A 14262-nucleotide genomic window follows, 5' to 3' on the forward strand; every position below is an offset into this window, starting at 1 on the left:
CAATGCCGTGGCTGGCGGAAATCGACCCGCCGGCGTGTTCAATCGGGCACGTTGTCGATGCCCGAACCGCCCCATGGGTGGCAGCGCGCCAGCCGCCGAAGGGTCAGCCAGCCGCCGCGAAAGGCGCCGTGCTTTTCCAGCGCCTCAAGCGCATAGGCGGAGCAGGTGGGGTGGAACCGGCAGCCGTGACCGACCCATGGGCTGAGGAGAAGGCGGTAGGCCCGGACGGGCAGGGCGACGATATGCGCCAGCGGGCTCATGCGCCGTGCAGCTTGTGCAGCGCGCGCTGCAGGTCGTCCAGCATGGCGGCGAAGTCGCGCTGGCCGGTCTCGCCGGGGCGACTCGATCAGAACGTAGTCCCATCCCGCGCGGCCATGGTCGGGCAGGGTCAGCCGCGCGATTTCGCGCAGGCGCCGCTTGGCCCGGTTGCGGGCGACGGCATTTCCGACCTTCTTGGAACAGGTAAAGCCCACGCGAATCGCCTGCGCGGCCTCGTCGGGCGCGCGTTCACGGGCTTGCAGCAGGAAGGCCGGGCAGGGCACCCGCCGCGCGCGGGCGGCGCGCAGGAAATCCGGGCGCTTGCGCAACCGTTCCAACGGCAAAAGAGCCGCCACGACATCAATCCGGGCGGCTTCTTTCGTCATGTCAGGCTCCGTCCCCAAGGGGAATCGGTTCAGGCGCTGAGAACCTTGCGGCCACGCGCGCGGCGTGCGTTCAGGATCTTGCGGCCAGCCTTGGTTGCCATGCGCGCACGGAACCCGTGGCGGCGCTTGCGAACGAGGTTCGACGGCTGAAAAGTGCGTTTCATCGCGGCTACTCCGATACATTGGCGGCAAGGATCACCGGGGTGACTCGCCTGCCAGGGTCATTCGAAGCCCTGCCTATAGGGAAGCGTCATGCGCTTGTCAAATACCTGTTTCGCCCTGCGGGCGTGTTTCAGGCGCCGGTGTCACACAGCCGGAATGTTACAGGAAGCCGACGGCGACGCCGCGAATCCTCACCGATTGCGGCGATGCGTTCAAGCACCCGTGAAGAACCTGTTTCCGCCATGGGGCGCGGGTCATGTTTCATGGCACAACCCCATGGACAAGAGGCAGAGATGAGCAGCATGAGCGCGCCCGATACACCGACCCGCCGATGGACGCGGCACCTGCCGCTGGCGGCGATCCTGCTGGTTGCGGGCCTCGGGGTTCTTCCTTCTGCGCGATACCCTGACCTTCGAGACGCTGCGCGCCAACCGCGAGGCGCTGACGGCCTTCCGCGACGCGCATTTCCTGCTGATGGCGCTGGGTTTTGCACTGGCCTACGTGGCCATCGTGGCCTTTTCACTGCCCGGCGCCGCCGTCGCCTCGGTCACCGGCGGCTTTCTCTTCGGGCTCTGGGCGGGCACGGCGCTGAACGTTGCCGCCGCCACCATCGGCGCCGTCCTGATCTTCCTCGCCGCCCGCGCCGGGCTGGGCCGGACGGTGGCGCAGCGGCTGGAGACCTCGGAGGGCACGCTGAAGCGCGTCAAGGACGGGTTGCGCGACAATGAGGTCAATGTGCTGCTGGTCCTGCGGCTGGTGCCGGTGGTGCCCTTCTTCGTTGCCAATCTGCTGCCCGCGCTGGTCGGCGTGTCCTTCCGCAACTTCCTGTGGACGACGGCGGTGGGAATCATCCCCGGCGCGCTGGTCTTTACCTTTATCGGTGTCGGGCTGGGCGAGGTCTTCGACCGGGGCGAAAGCCCGGATCTGTCGCTGCTCTGGGCGCCGCATGTGATCGGTCCGATTCTGGGGCTGGCGGCGCTGGCGGCGCTGCCGATCGTGGTGAAGGCAATGCGCGGCAGGGAGGGCCTCTGATGGAACGGATCGACACGGATATTCTGGTCCTCGGCGCCGGGTCCGGCGGGCTGTCGGTTGCGGCGGGGGCCGTGCAGATGGGCGCGCGGGTCGTCCTGCTGGAGGGCGCAGAGATGGGCGGCGACTGCCTGAACCACGGTTGCGTCCCCTCCAAGGCGCTGATCGCGGCGGGCAAGGCGGCGCATGGCATGAGACATGCGGCGGCGTTCGGTATCGCGAATGCCGAGCCGCAGGTGGATTATGCCGCCGCCATGGGCCACGTGCGGGGCGTGATCGAGACCATCGCGCCGGTCGACAGTCAGGACCGCTTCGAAGGGCTGGGCGTGCGGGTGATCCGCCACTACGGGCGCTTTGTCTCGGACCGTGCGGTTGAGGCCGGGCCCTACCGAATCACCGCGCGGCGGATCGTCATCGCGACCGGCTCTTCCCCGGCGGTGCCGCCGATCCCGGGGCTGGAGAGGGTGCCCTACCTGACCAACGAATCGCTCTGGGACCTGCGCGCGCGGCCCGATCACCTGCTGATCATCGGCGGCGGTCCCATCGGGATCGAGATGGCGCAGGCGCACCGGCGGCTGGGGTCCCGCGTGACGGTGCTGGAAGGCGCGCGCGCCCTGGGCAGGGAAGACCCGGAGGCCGCCGCCGTGGTGCTGGCGCAGCTGCGCGCCGAAGGGGTCGAGATCGTCGAGGGCGCCAAGGTCGAAGCCGTCTCTGCCGAGGGCGGCGTCACGGTCAGCCTCGGGGATGGCCGGTCCTGCACCGGGTCCCACCTGCTGGTCGCGGTGGGGCGGCGCGTAAACATGGATGGCCTCGACCTGGACAGGGCGGGGATCGAAACCACCCCGACGGGCATCAGGGTCGATGACAGCCTGAAGACCACGAATCGCCGGGTCTACGCCATCGGCGATGCGGCGGGGGGCATGCAGTTCACCCATCTCGCGGGCTATCACGCGGGCATCGTCGTGCGCTCTGCGGTGCTGGGCCTGCCGGCCAGTGGCAAAGACCGCCCATATCCCGCGCACCACCTACACCGCGCCGGAACTGGCGCAGGTCGGCCTGACAGAGGCCGAGGCGCGCGCAGAGCACGGCAGCCGCCTGACCGTCGCCCGATTCGACATCGGGGAAAACGACCGTGCCATCGCCGAGCGCCGAAGGGCGGGTTTCATCAAGGTCATGGTTGTGCGCGGCAGGCCCGTCGGCGCCACCATCGTCGGCACGCAGGCCGGAGAGCTGATCGCGCTGTGGTCGCTGGCCATCGCCAACGGCCTGAAGATGAGCGCGATTTCCGCCATGGTCGCGCCCTATCCCACCATCTCAGAGGTTAACAAGCGCGCCGCCGGTGCCTATTTCTCACCGAAACTCTTCGAAAGCGACCTTGTGAAGCGGGTGGTGCGCCTTGTGCAGAACTGGCTTCCCTGACCGGACGGAATAGATCAAACCCCTATGATGAACTCGCTTTCCGGTCGATTGCTGATCCTGACGGTGCTCTTCGTGATGCTGGCCGAGGTGCTGATCTTCGTGCCCTCGGTCGCGCGCTTCCGCGAGGATTACCTGCTGGCGCGTCTGGAGCGGGCGCAGATCGCCTCGCTGGCGCTTCTGGCGGACGACATGCTCAGCGCCGAGCTGGAGGCAGAGCTGCTGGACAATGCCGACGTCTACAACGTGGTGCTGCGGCGCGACGACGTGCGCGAACTGGTGCTGTCGTCGGAACTGCCCAGCATGGTCACCGCCGATTTCGACCTGCGCGAGACGACCGGCTGGACGCTGATGCGCGACGCCATGATGCGGCTGGTCAAACGCGAGCCAGAGGTGATCCGGGTGATCGGCAGCCCCTCGCGCGAGGCGGGGCAGCTGATCGAGGTGACGATGGATTCGGGGCCGTTGCGGGCGGCGATGATCGAATACGGGCTGCGCATCCTGATCCTCTCGGCGGTGATCTCGATCATCACGGCGCTCTTGTTGTTCATGGCCGTGCGGGTGCTGCTGGTGAAGCCCATCAAGGGCGTCGTGGGCCATATGCGGCGCTATGCCGAGGCGCCCGAGGACGCCCACCGCATCATCGCGCCACAGGCCAAGGTGCGCGAGCTGCGCGAGGCCGAGGATGCCCTGTATTCGCTTCAGACCCAGCTGACGCAGGCGCTGAAGCAGAAAGAGCGGCTGGCGCAGCTTGGCGGGGCGGTGGCCCGCGTCAGCCACGACCTGCGCAATATCCTGACCTCGGCGCAGCTGTTTACCGACCGGATCGAGCTGTCCGAGGATCCGGCGGTGCGGCGTCTGGCGCCCAAGCTGGTGAACTCGATCACCCGGGCCGTGTCGCTTTGCGAAAGCACGCTGGCCTTCGGGCGGGCCGAGGAGCCCTCTCCGACGCTGACGCTGTTCAACCTCGCCGCGCTGACCAGCGAGGTGCTGGAAGCCGAGCGGCTGGCGATCGGCGAGCACGATGTCAGCCTCTCCGAGGATATTCCGGCGGGGCTGATGGTGCGCGGCGACCCGGAACAGATCTACCGGGCGGTGTCCAACCTTGTCCGCAATGCGCGGCAGGCCATCGTGGCGACGGGCCAGCCCGGCGAGATCAGGGTGGCGGCGCGGTCCGAGGATCACGACTGGGTGATCACGGTCGAGGATACCGGCCCCGGGTTGCCCCCCAAGGCGCGCGACCACCTGTTCCAGTGCCTTCACCGGCGGGGCGCGCAAGGGCGGTTCCGGCCTTGGGCTGGCCATCGTCGCCGAATTGATGCGCGGCCATGGCGGCACGGTGCGGCTGGTACGGACCGACGCCTCGGGCACCTGTTTCGAGATCCGTCTGCCGATGGCCCCGGCGGGCTAGGGGTCGCGCAGGCCCGGGGCGCGCAACGCCGGGCAGGGTCCGGAACCAGCAGAGGCCCGGTGGCGCCGCGCGGCGGATGAGGGCCTGTTGCCGGATGCAGGGCATTTGCCGGGCGCGGCATTGGATGGCACCTGGATATCGGCACCGGAACCGGGGCAGGGGAGGCCCTGCCGGAAAAGTCAGGGGGCGTCGTGTCGGAAAAAATCGGTCGATCCGAAAAAAGTCGGCTTGGCCCCCTTGCATTGCCCCGGTGCGGTCTGTAGATGCAGCCCTCACGGACCGATAGCTCAGCTGGATAGAGTACTTGACTACGAATCAAGGGGTCGGGGGTTCGAATCCTCCTCGGTCCGCCAGGATTTCCTGAAAACCGCGTCGGCTCTGCCGGCGCGGTTTTCTTTTGTGGCCCCGGGATCGTCAGGCAAAGCGGATGTTCACGTCGGGGGCTGACGCCGCATGGGGGGCGTGATCCGTATCGCGTGGCGCGCCGTGGATCGTTGCCCCGATCCCAGGTGCGTCCGGCTTCGGTTTCTGAGAGGCGCCGCGCCCTGACACATGGTCAAACGTGGTGCGGAAAAGCCGCCGCGAACCGCAGGGCTGGGGAGGGCGGGGCAGGGGCGGCGCTCATTCAACCGCGCTGCCGTCCATCTCGTGACTTTCCAGAAGCTTGCGGAGCGCTTCGGTCTCTTCGCTCGTCTGGTAGTTCGATTGGTGAAGATAGTAGGACACGCGCGGCAGCGGCGGCAGGCCGAACTCGGGTCCGAGCACCTGGATGTCGGACCGGAAGGCGCTCAGCGTGCGGGCGGTGACGCCAAGACCGGCCTCCACCGCGAAACGCACCCCGGCGGGGCTGTGGGTGGTCAGCCGCTCGTAATAGGGCATGCCCACCAGTTCGAGCGCATTCAGGCAGATCCGGCGAAACATGCTGGGTTCGTCGGTGAGGACAAGGGGCAGCGGGCCGTCTTCGGGCATGGTCCAGCGCTGAGCCGCGACCCATTGCACCCGCAACAGCTTGAGCAGCCGTCCGTCCCGGACACCCCGGCGCCAGGTGCTGATCGCGATGTCGAGGCCCCCGGCCTCCAGCGCCTCCATAAGGGCGCGGCTGCGGTCGATATTGAGCTGGATGCGGCTGTGGGGGTAGAGCTTTGCGAAATCCCGCATCACATCCGGCAGGATCGCATTCGCAAGCTCGAGCGGCGCGCCGACCCGGATCGTGCGGGAATCGTATCGCTTCTCCGCCGAGATCACCGCCGTGCTGCACATGCGCACGATTTCATGGGCGTGGCGCAATAGCTCTTGCCCGGCGACGGTCAGTTGGCGACCGCGCCCGACATTCTCGAAGATCGGCCGCCCGACCGACAGTTCAAGGCCCTGCATCTGTTGCGTGACGGCGGATTGCGACCGCCCAAGGATATCCGCCGCAGCGGAAAAACTGCCATGAGTGTCGATGGCTATGAGGGTCTTGAGATGGGCAAGCTGGAGATCTGGACGCATCCTGTCGCTTTCAGTGTTTCCCCGTGCGCTCCCAATAATTCAGCATTTTCGATGGATTTGCAAAAATTATTAATTTTTAACAACAGACGGGCATGGCTATCCCTCCCCCGAGAACCAAAGATCCTCAAGAACTGGGGACATGCACACCGGCTAGGAGATGATCCATGAAGACACTTACGCTTGCCGCAACCCTTGCAGCGGTGATGACCGCTCCGCTTTTCGCGCAGACCTATCCTGAAAAAGACATCGACCTCGTGGTCCCTTTCGATGCCGGCGGCTCGGGCGATGTGACCTCGCGGATCATTGCGGAAACGGCGAATACGCTGCTCGACGGTGTCGAGATCAACGTCGTCAACCGCGCCGGTGGCGGTGGCGTTGTCGGCCAGACCTTCGTGTCCAAGGCCAAGCCCGACGGCTACACGATCCTTGCCATGACCAGCTCGGTCGTGACCAATCCGCAGATGAAGGGCGCGCCCTACGAGGTGACGGACTTCCGCCCCGTGGCGCTGTACAACCTCGACCCCGAAGTGATCGCCGTGCCCGCCGACTCGCCCTTCGAGACGGCAGAGGACTTCCTCGCGGCGGCCAAGGACGAGACGATGAACGTCGTCGTGGCCGGTATCGCGACCTCGCACCACATGTCGGGCCTCGCCATCGAGCGCGTGACGGACATCAAGTTCAACTACATCCCGACCAAGGGCTTCGGTGCCCGGGTGCAGGCCATCGCCGGCGGTCACGCCGATGCCGCCCTCTGGCCGCTGGGTGAAGCCGCTGGCCAGGCCGGCAACGGCGGCGGCGTGCGCATCCTTGCCATCGCGAGCGAAGAGCGCAGCGCGGATTTCCCCGATGTCCCAACCTTCGAAGAAGTTGGCATCGACATTCCGATCTGGGCCACCTTCCGGGGCTGGGCGGTTCCGAAAGACACGCCGGACGAGGTGGTGAAAACCCTCTCGGACCTGATGAAATCGGTCTATGATACGCCCGAATACATCGAGAAGATGGATGCCTCGGGCTATGGCGCGGTCTACCGTGACGCGGAAGGGTTCTCCTTCGTGGTGGACAGCTATGCCGAGCAGACTTCGGTGATCATCGAAGAAGCCGGGCTCGGCCAATAACACCATCGCCTGTATCCGAAGTTCACGGAGCACTGCCCTTTTCGGGGGCAGTGTCTCCCTTCGTGCGACCCTTCGACCTGGAAAGGTGATGCCATGTCCAGCCAAACGGACCCCAGAGGTCTTTTTACCCATAGCGATTTCTGGATCGGTCTTTCCCTGACCGTCTTCGGGGGCGCGGCTGCCGCCATGGCGTGGTCCTTCGATGCGATGTCCCGAAGCTACCCCCTGGCGCTGTCCCTGCTGCTTGCGGCCATGGGGGTGCTGGTGATCCTGAAGACGCTGCTGACGCAGACGCCTTCGGTGCACTTCGGGCTGGCGACAAGGGTCGCCGCGCTCTGCGCCCTTGTGCTTGTGCTGTGGATTGCCGCGCTGGGGTTCGGGCTTGGGTTCATCGGCCCGACGCTGGTGATGCAATTCGCCTTTCTCTGGATCTGCGGCCTGCGCCCGGCGGGCAAGGCGGTGTTGTTTTCCGTCCTGATCACAGCCGCCGGATATCTCATTTTCGTCTTCCTTCTCAGCGTGCGCCTGCCCGAGAGCATCGCGCCCTGGCTATTGTGAGAGCAGAAACATGGATCTCATCCTTCTAGGCTTTCAGACGCTGGCCAGCCCGATGGTCCTGATGATGCTCCTGCTGGGCGTCTTCGCGGGCATGGTTGTCGGCTCTATCCCCGGCATCAACGACAACATCGCCTTCGCGGTCTTCATCCCCTTTTCCTTCTCGATGCCGCCCGAACAGGCGCTGGCGCTGATGGTCGGGGTCTATTGTGCGGCGGCGACGGGGGGCGCGATCCCCGCCATCGTGATCAAGGTGCCCGGAACCGCCTCTTCGCTTCTGACCGCCGAGGACGGCAATGCCATGGCCCGCAAGGGTCTGGCGGGTCGGGCGCTTTCCATTGCCATCACCTCTTCGGTGGTCGGCGGCGTGCTGAGCTCTATCGTGCTGCTGCTCTTTGCGCCCTCGCTGGCCAAGGTGGCGCTGAAGTTCGGCTACGTCGAGAATTTCGCCCTCGCCATTCTGGGTCTGTCCAGCGTGGTCGGCCTGTTGCGCGGCAATATCATCAAGGGCGCGATTGCCGCCCTGATCGGCCTGCTGGTCGCCACGATCGGTTTCAGCCCGATGACCGGTGCGGCCCGGTACACCTTTGACAGCGTCAACCTGATCGAGGGCATTCCCTTCGTGCCGCTGCTGGTGGGGCTCTTCGGCATCGCGGCGATGCTGGATCTCAAGGCGGAACTGCTGAAGTCGCGCGCCGAGAATGCCGCGCCCGACGCCCTGCCGACGATCGGCTCGCTCAAGCTGCCGCGCGGGCTGGTCCGGCGGCTGGCCCCGGTCTGGGGGGCAAGTGCGGCGATCGGCAACATGATCGGGATGCTGCCCGGCGCGGGCATGCTGATGGCGATCTTCCTGGCCTACAACCAGGCGGCGGGGCGCTTCCGCAGGCTCTTTGCGGGCAAACCCGGCGAACCCGAATGGGGCGAGGGCGCGCCCGAAGGCATCGCCGCGCCGGAGGCCGCCAACAACGCCGTCACCGCCAGTTCCATGGTGCCGCTTCTGTCGCTGGGCATTCCCGGCAACTCGACCTCGGCGCTGTTCATCGGTGCGCTGGCGCTGCACGGCATGGTGCCCGGGCCGCTTCTGTTCACCCAGCACGGCAATATCGCCTGGATGATCATCGTCGCCTTCCTGGCCGCCAATATCGTGCTCTGGCCGGTGGCCTGGGTGGTGCTGCGCACGGTGTCGCAATACGTCTTTTCGATCCGCAAGGAGGCCATGGTCGGCGTCATCGCGCTGCTGTGCCTGATGGGGGCCTATTCGGACGGCGGCAACCTGTTCAACATGTGGGTCGCCGTGGGGGCAGGGCTTGTGGCCTATGTCATGCGCCTTGCCAACATCCCGCTGGGACCGGCCATTCTGGGGCTTGTGCTTGGGCCGCAGCTTGAAACCTCGCTGCACAATTCGTTGACGATCTCGCAGGGCAACTGGGGCGTTTTCTTCGACGTCGCGGAACACCCGATCAGCGCGGGAATGATGTTCGCCTCCGCCCTCCTGTGGATCCTGCCCGCCCTTCTCGGGCTGCGAGAGCGCGGTCGCGCCAAGAAAGAGGACCAACAGACATGAAGCGCGAAACGAAACTCGCCCATTACGGCCGCATGGCGACGCCGGGTCCGGCCAACCCGCCCATTGTGAAGGCCTCGACGATCCTGCACGACACGGTGGCATCCTACAAAGCCACCAAGGCCGCGCGGGAGACCGACGACGCGGTGCTGTCCTACGGGCGGCGCGGCACGACCACCGCGCATCAGCTGGCCGCGGCGCTTGCCGATCTCGAAGGCGGAGAGGCCTGTTTCCTCTTTCCGACGGGGGTGGCCGCGGTGGCCGGTGCGCTGACGCCCTATCTGGGCGCGGGCGATCACCTGCTGGTCGTCGACACGATCTTTCCCGCGACGCGCAGCTATTGCGAGAAGAGCCTGAAGCGCAACGGCGTCACCGTCGATTACATCCCGTGGGACACCACTGACCTGACCCCCTACGTCAAACCCGAGACAAAGCTCGTGATGGTCGAAAGCCCCGCCTCGCAGACCTATGAGGTCATGGACCTGCCCGCGCTTTGCGCCTCGGCCCATGCGCACGACCTTCTGGTGGCGGCGGACAACACCTATGGCTCGGGCTGGCTGTATCGCCCGCTGGAGCTGGGCTGCGACCTGTCGGTTGTCGCGGGCACGAAGTACATCGGCGGCCATGCGGATGCGATGATGGGCGCGGTGATCGCCAAGGGCCGCGTCGTCGGCCCGCTGCGCGCCCATACCGCGATGAGCGGGCAGACGCTGGGCCCCGACGAGGCCTATGCCTGCCTGCGCGGGCTGCGCACCCTGGGGCTGCGTCTGGAACGGCACGGCGAGAACGGGCTGGCGCTGGCGCAGTGGTTCCCGGATCAGCCGGAGGTGGCGAAGGTCCACCACCCGGGGCTTCCCGGCCATCCGGGTCATGCGGTCTGGCAGCGTGATGCCAGCGGCTCGAACGGGCTTTTGACCGTGGAATTCAAGGCGGGCTTCGACGCCGAGGGCTTTGTCGACCGGCTTGCGCTCTTTTCCATCGGAAGCTCGTGGGGCGGTTTCGAAAGCCTCGCCATGCCGTCCTCGCCGGATGCGGGGCGCCTGTTCCCCGAATCCCGGGCCGGCGCGATGATCCGCTTTCACGCCGGTCTGGAACATATCGACGATCTGGTGGCGGATCTGGCTGCCTCCTTCGACACGGCGCGCGGGCGTTAAACGCAGAGAACGGCCCGCCCCCCTTCGCACAATACACGCTTAACCAAGGAGACCCACGGAAATGGGAACGAGTGTTTTTGACTCCGAGCTTTTGATGAATGCTTGGTCGACCGAAGAAATGCGTGGCGTTTTCAACGACCGCGCCCGCATGCAGGCATGGCTGGATGTCGAGGCCGCACTTGCGCTGGTGCAGGCCGATCTTGGCATGATCCCGCAAGAGGCGGCGACGGAAATCGCGGCGAAGTCCAACTACGAGGCCATCGACAAGGACCTGGTGCTGCATCACCTGAAGATCACGAAGCACCCGCTGGTGCCGACCGTGCGCGCGCTTGAAGCCGCCTGCGAGGGCGATGCCGGCGAATACGTGCACTACGGCGTGACCACGCAGGACGTCATGGACACCGGTCTCGTGCTGCAACTGCGCAAGGCGACCGAGATCATCCGCCGCGACCTGAAGATCCTCGCCAAGGACCTGATGCGCCTGAGCGAAGAGCACCGCAACACGCCGATGATGGGCCGCACGCTGTCGCTGCAGGCGCTGCCGGTCACCTTCGGCTTCAAGACCGCGATCTGGCTGTCGGAAATCGACCGCCATCTCGAACGTCTCGACGAAATGGAAAAGCGCGTCTTCGTCGGCTCCATCGTCGGTGCCGTGGGCACCAAGGCCTCTTTCGGGGCCAAGGCCGACGAGATGGAAAAGGCCGTGAACGACCGTCTGGGCCTCGGCACGCCGACGATTTCCTGGCAGGCTGCCCGTGACGGCTTTTTCGAACTGGGCTCGACCTTCGGCGGCATCAACGCGACGCTCAACAAGATCGGCAACCAGCTTCTCCTGCTGGCGCACAACGAATTCGACGAGATCGCGGAACCCTTCGGCAAGGGTCAGGTCGGCTCTTCCACCATGCCGCACAAGCGCAACCCGGCCGTGACGGAGAACTCTGTCACCGTCAGCAACACGCTGAAATCCAACATCAACATCCTTTCGGACATCACCAAGCACGAGCATGAGCGCGACGGGGCCGTCTGGAAGATGGAATGGAAGATCCTGCCCGAGATCTGCCTGATGCTCTCTGTCGTGCTCGACAACCTGAAATTCGTCTTCGCGGATATCGAGGTCAAGAAAGAGAGCATGCTGAAAAACCTCAACCTGCTGCGCGGCTATGCCCTGGCCGAGCGCGTGATGTTCGCGCTGTCCGACAAGATGGGCAAGCAGACCGCCCACGAAGAGGTCTACAGTGCCGCCATGCACGGGATCGAAAGCGACATCACGTTCCGCGAGGCGCTTCTGGCCAACGCGGAGATCCGCGAGGCGATTTCCGAGGCAGAGCTCGACGCCCTTCTGGACCCGACCACCTATGTCGGCAGCGCCCCCGATCTTGTCGATCAGGCGGTGGCCAAGACCGGGGCCGGTGGCCGTATCTAACTGAAAGTAGAAGACAATGACCTATTCCCGGCAGATTTCCGATTTCATTTGCGCCCTTCGGTTCGACACCATACCGGAGCGCACCACGGTGCGTGCGCGACAACTGATGACCGATACGCTGGGGGTAGGTCTGGCGGGCACCCGCCATCCCAATTTCGCGGCTGCGCTCAAGGGTGTGGCCGCCATTCCCGGGACGGGAGGCGATCATCCGGTGATCGGGACCGACCGCCGCCTGACCGCGCCCTATGCCGCGCTGGTCAACGGGGTCGCCTGCCATGTGCTGGACTTCGACGACACCCATACCGCCTCTATCGTGCATGGCAGTGCCATTCTCACGCCGCTGGTGCTTGCCCTGGGTGAAGAGGTCCACGCCAGCGGGCCGGAGGTGCTGACCGCCTTCGTCGCAGGCTGGGAGGTCGCGGCGCGCGTGGGCATCGCCTCGGGCAACAGTTTCCACAACCGTGGCTTTCATTCGACCGCAATCGCGGGGATCTTCGGCGCGACGGTCGCGGCGGGCAAGCTGCTGGGCCTGACCGCCTGCCAGATGACCAATGCCCTGGGCCTGTGCGGCAGCCGGGCCGCGGGCATCACCGAGTTCCTGACCAACAATTCCGCCTCCAAGGGTTACCATGTGGGCTGGGCGGCGCGCACGGCGATGGAAATCGCCTACCTCGCCCGCGCCGGGGCAACCGGCCCCGCGACCGTCTTCGAGGGAGCGAACGGGCTGTTGTCCACCCATGGCCTGCCCGAGCTTTGCCGCCCCGAGGCGCTTGTGGAAGAGTTCGGGACGCGCTGGGAGACCGAGAATGTCTCGATCAAGCCCTATCCCTGCTGCCACTTCGCCCATGGCGCCCTTGATTGTGCCATCGCCCTGAAAGAGGACGGCATCACGCCGGACCGGATCGAGCGCGTGCACGCGATCATCGACGAGGTCGCGGCGGGCTTTGTCTGCAAGCCGATCGAAAGCAAATACGTGCCCAGCAACGCCTATGGCGCGAAGTTCAGCCTGCCCTATCTGGTCGGTCTGGGGCTGATCGACGGCGGGGCGGACCTGTCCTCGTTCAGCGACACCGCCATTGCCCGCAAGGAGCTTCTGGATGTGGCGCGCAAGGTCACCTACGAGGACGCCGAGAAGGGCACCACCGGTTTTCCCAAGTATTTCCCGGGCCATCTGGTCGTGACGCTGACCGACGGGCAGGTGATCGAGAAACGCGTGCCGATCAACCGGGGCAACCCCGATCTGCCGCTGAGCGACGACGAGGTGGCCGCGAAGTTCTACGGCAACGTCACGGGCATCCTTGGCGAGGCCCGCGCCAGAACGATCTTCGAAAAGCTCGTCGCCCTTGATAAGCTCAAGGAAATCACGGGGCTGACCCGTGAACTGATCGGCTGAACCACGGGAAAAGACCATGTCCGACCTCTCTCTTCACGGCGTCATCCCCTATCTTCCGACACCGGTGACCCCGGAGGGAGAGGTCGACCGTGCCGCCCTGTCGCGGCTTGTCGAGCATCTGATCGGGCAGGGGGTGCACGGCTTTGCGCCCCTCGGCTCGACCGGCGAGTTCGCCTATCTGGATGCCGCGCAGAAAGAGACCGTCGTGCGCACGGTGGTCGAGGCTGTGGACGGGCGGGTGCCGGTGATCGCGGGGGTCGCCTCGACCACCACGCGCGACGCGGTGGCACAGGCGCAGCGGTGGCGGGCCCTGGGCGCCGACGGCATCCTTGCCATCCTCGAGGCCTATTTTCCCCTCACGGACGCGGGCGTAGAGGCCTATTTCACCGCCATCGCGGATGCGACGGACGCGCCCGTGACGCTTTACACCAACCCGAGCTTCCAGCGCAGCGACCTGAGCCTTCCGGTGATCTCGCGGCTGTCGCATCACCCCAATATCCGCTACATCAAGGACGCCTCGACCAACACGGGGCGCCTTCTGAGCATTCTCAACCGCACCGAGGGGCGGCTTGGCGTCTTTGCCGCCTCGGCGCATATCACGACCGCGGTGATGCTGATCGGCGGGCTGGGGTGGATGGCCGGACCCTCCTGCGTCGCGCCGCGTCAGAGCGTAGAGCTTTACGCGCTGTGCAAGGCGGGGAAATGGGACGCCGCCATGGATCTCCAGCGCCGTCTGTGGTCCCTGAACGAAAGTTTCGCCCGCTTCAATCTGGCGGCGGCGATCAAGGCGGGACTGCGGCTTCAGGGGTTCGACTGCGGCGATCCATTGCCGCCGCAGCGCTCTCTGGACGCCGCCGAAATCGACCAACTCAAGGATGCGCTCTCTCTGATCGGCGCAATGTAGAACA

10 protein-coding genes, 1 tRNA gene and 4 pseudogenes are annotated in these 14262 nt (G+C 65.8%); 11 read left to right on the plus strand and 4 right to left on the minus strand.

Translation table 11 applies throughout. From position 1 onward, the window contains the following. Positions 1-38: 38 nt before the first annotated feature. The 3 genes and pseudogenes from yidD to rpmH form a co-directional block, all read right to left on the minus strand. A complete protein-coding gene (gene yidD, locus ABFB10_RS11975) occupies positions 39-260 on the minus strand; it encodes a membrane protein insertion efficiency factor YidD (protein ID WP_347166694.1) in 222 nt (73 codons plus the stop codon). Beyond that, a pseudogene (gene rnpA / locus ABFB10_RS11980) lies at positions 257-644 on the minus strand (ribonuclease P protein component). The gene yidD and the pseudogene rnpA overlap by 4 nt, the downstream one beginning before the upstream one ends. A 29-nt stretch (positions 645-673) precedes the next feature. After that, complete coding sequence (gene rpmH / locus ABFB10_RS11985; protein ID WP_050929300.1) at positions 674-808, minus strand: 50S ribosomal protein L34; 135 nt, start codon at positions 806-808, stop codon at positions 674-676. Positions 809-1099: 291 nt separating this feature from the next. On the opposite strand from rpmH, the pseudogene ABFB10_RS11990 reads away from it, so the two are divergent. The 4 genes and pseudogenes from ABFB10_RS11990 to ABFB10_RS12005 all read left to right on the plus strand — a co-directional run bounded on the left by ABFB10_RS11990 (position 1100) and on the right by ABFB10_RS12005 (position 5015). After that, positions 1100-1838: pseudogene (locus ABFB10_RS11990) on the plus strand (TVP38/TMEM64 family protein). Continuing rightward, a pseudogene (locus tag ABFB10_RS11995) lies at positions 1838-3254 on the plus strand (dihydrolipoyl dehydrogenase family protein). The pseudogenes ABFB10_RS11990 and ABFB10_RS11995 overlap by 1 nt, the downstream one beginning before the upstream one ends. Before the next feature lie 24 nt (positions 3255-3278). Then, a pseudogene (locus tag ABFB10_RS12000) lies at positions 3279-4662 on the plus strand (sensor histidine kinase). Positions 4663-4938: 276 nt separating this feature from the next. Beyond that, positions 4939-5015: transfer RNA gene (locus ABFB10_RS12005), tRNA-Arg, on the plus strand. 268 nt (positions 5016-5283) lie between these two features. Here ABFB10_RS12005 and ABFB10_RS12010 read toward each other — a convergent pair. Continuing rightward, positions 5284-6153: a LysR substrate-binding domain-containing protein gene (locus ABFB10_RS12010; protein WP_347166695.1), complete on the minus strand. Its 870-nt coding sequence runs from the start codon at positions 6151-6153 to the stop codon at positions 5284-5286. Between the two features lie 164 nt (positions 6154-6317). Here ABFB10_RS12010 and ABFB10_RS12015 point away from each other — a divergent pair, with 164 nt between their 5' ends. The 7 genes from ABFB10_RS12015 (at position 6318) to ABFB10_RS12045 (ending at position 14258) form a co-directional block, all read left to right on the plus strand. Continuing rightward, entirely contained in the window at positions 6318-7268 is a 951-nt protein-coding gene (locus tag ABFB10_RS12015; protein ID WP_347166697.1) for a Bug family tripartite tricarboxylate transporter substrate binding protein, read from the plus strand. Between the two features lie 93 nt (positions 7269-7361). Continuing rightward, positions 7362-7826 (plus strand): tripartite tricarboxylate transporter TctB family protein, encoded by a 465-nt coding sequence (locus ABFB10_RS12020; RefSeq protein ID WP_347166698.1) that lies wholly within the window; start codon positions 7362-7364, stop codon positions 7824-7826. Positions 7827-7836: 10 nt separating this feature from the next. Continuing rightward, positions 7837-9387 carry a tripartite tricarboxylate transporter permease gene (locus tag ABFB10_RS12025; protein WP_347166699.1) on the plus strand — a complete coding sequence of 517 codons (1551 nt, stop codon included), beginning with the start codon at positions 7837-7839 and terminating at the stop codon, positions 9385-9387. Next, positions 9384-10538, plus strand: a complete 1155-nt coding sequence (gene metC / locus ABFB10_RS12030; RefSeq protein ID WP_347166700.1) for a cystathionine beta-lyase — start codon at positions 9384-9386, stop codon at positions 10536-10538. The genes ABFB10_RS12025 and metC overlap by 4 nt, the downstream gene beginning before the upstream one ends. 94 nt (positions 10539-10632) lie before the next feature. After that, entirely contained in the window at positions 10633-11961 is a 1329-nt protein-coding gene (gene purB, locus ABFB10_RS12035; RefSeq protein WP_347168003.1) for an adenylosuccinate lyase, read from the plus strand. A gap of 16 nt (positions 11962-11977) precedes the next feature. Beyond that, the gene (locus tag ABFB10_RS12040) at positions 11978-13354 is read left to right on the plus strand and encodes an MmgE/PrpD family protein (RefSeq protein ID WP_347166702.1); all 1377 of its coding nucleotides are present in this window, start codon (positions 11978-11980) and stop codon (positions 13352-13354) included. Between the two features lie 16 nt (positions 13355-13370). Further along, the gene (locus ABFB10_RS12045; RefSeq protein WP_347166703.1) at positions 13371-14258 is read left to right on the plus strand and encodes a dihydrodipicolinate synthase family protein; all 888 of its coding nucleotides are present in this window, start codon (positions 13371-13373) and stop codon (positions 14256-14258) included. Positions 14259-14262 lie beyond the last annotated feature (4 nt).

This window comes from Ponticoccus litoralis (assembly GCF_039769985.1).
Taxonomy (GTDB): Bacteria; Pseudomonadota; Alphaproteobacteria; order Rhodobacterales; family Rhodobacteraceae; genus Ponticoccus; species Ponticoccus litoralis.

Bases quoted from the DNA above. Each gene is read 5' to 3' on its own strand.
- yidD (WP_347166694.1), bottom strand. From the start codon at position 260: ATGAGCCCGCTGGCGCATATCGTCGCCCTGCCCGTCCGGGCCTACCGC.
- rpmH (WP_050929300.1), bottom strand. From the start codon at position 808: ATGAAACGCACTTTTCAGCCGTCGAACCTCGTTCGCAAGCGCCGCCAC.
- ABFB10_RS12010 (WP_347166695.1), bottom strand. From the start codon at position 6,153: ATGCGTCCAGATCTCCAGCTTGCCCATCTCAAGACCCTCATAGCCATC.
- ABFB10_RS12015 (WP_347166697.1), top strand. From the start codon at position 6,318: ATGAAGACACTTACGCTTGCCGCAACCCTTGCAGCGGTGATGACCGCT.
- ABFB10_RS12020 (WP_347166698.1), top strand. From the start codon at position 7,362: ATGTCCAGCCAAACGGACCCCAGAGGTCTTTTTACCCATAGCGATTTC.
- ABFB10_RS12025 (WP_347166699.1), top strand. From the start codon at position 7,837: ATGGATCTCATCCTTCTAGGCTTTCAGACGCTGGCCAGCCCGATGGTC.
- metC (WP_347166700.1), top strand. From the start codon at position 9,384: ATGAAGCGCGAAACGAAACTCGCCCATTACGGCCGCATGGCGACGCCG.
- purB (WP_347168003.1), top strand. From the start codon at position 10,633: ATGAATGCTTGGTCGACCGAAGAAATGCGTGGCGTTTTCAACGACCGC.
- ABFB10_RS12040 (WP_347166702.1), top strand. From the start codon at position 11,978: ATGACCTATTCCCGGCAGATTTCCGATTTCATTTGCGCCCTTCGGTTC.
- ABFB10_RS12045 (WP_347166703.1), top strand. From the start codon at position 13,371: ATGTCCGACCTCTCTCTTCACGGCGTCATCCCCTATCTTCCGACACCG.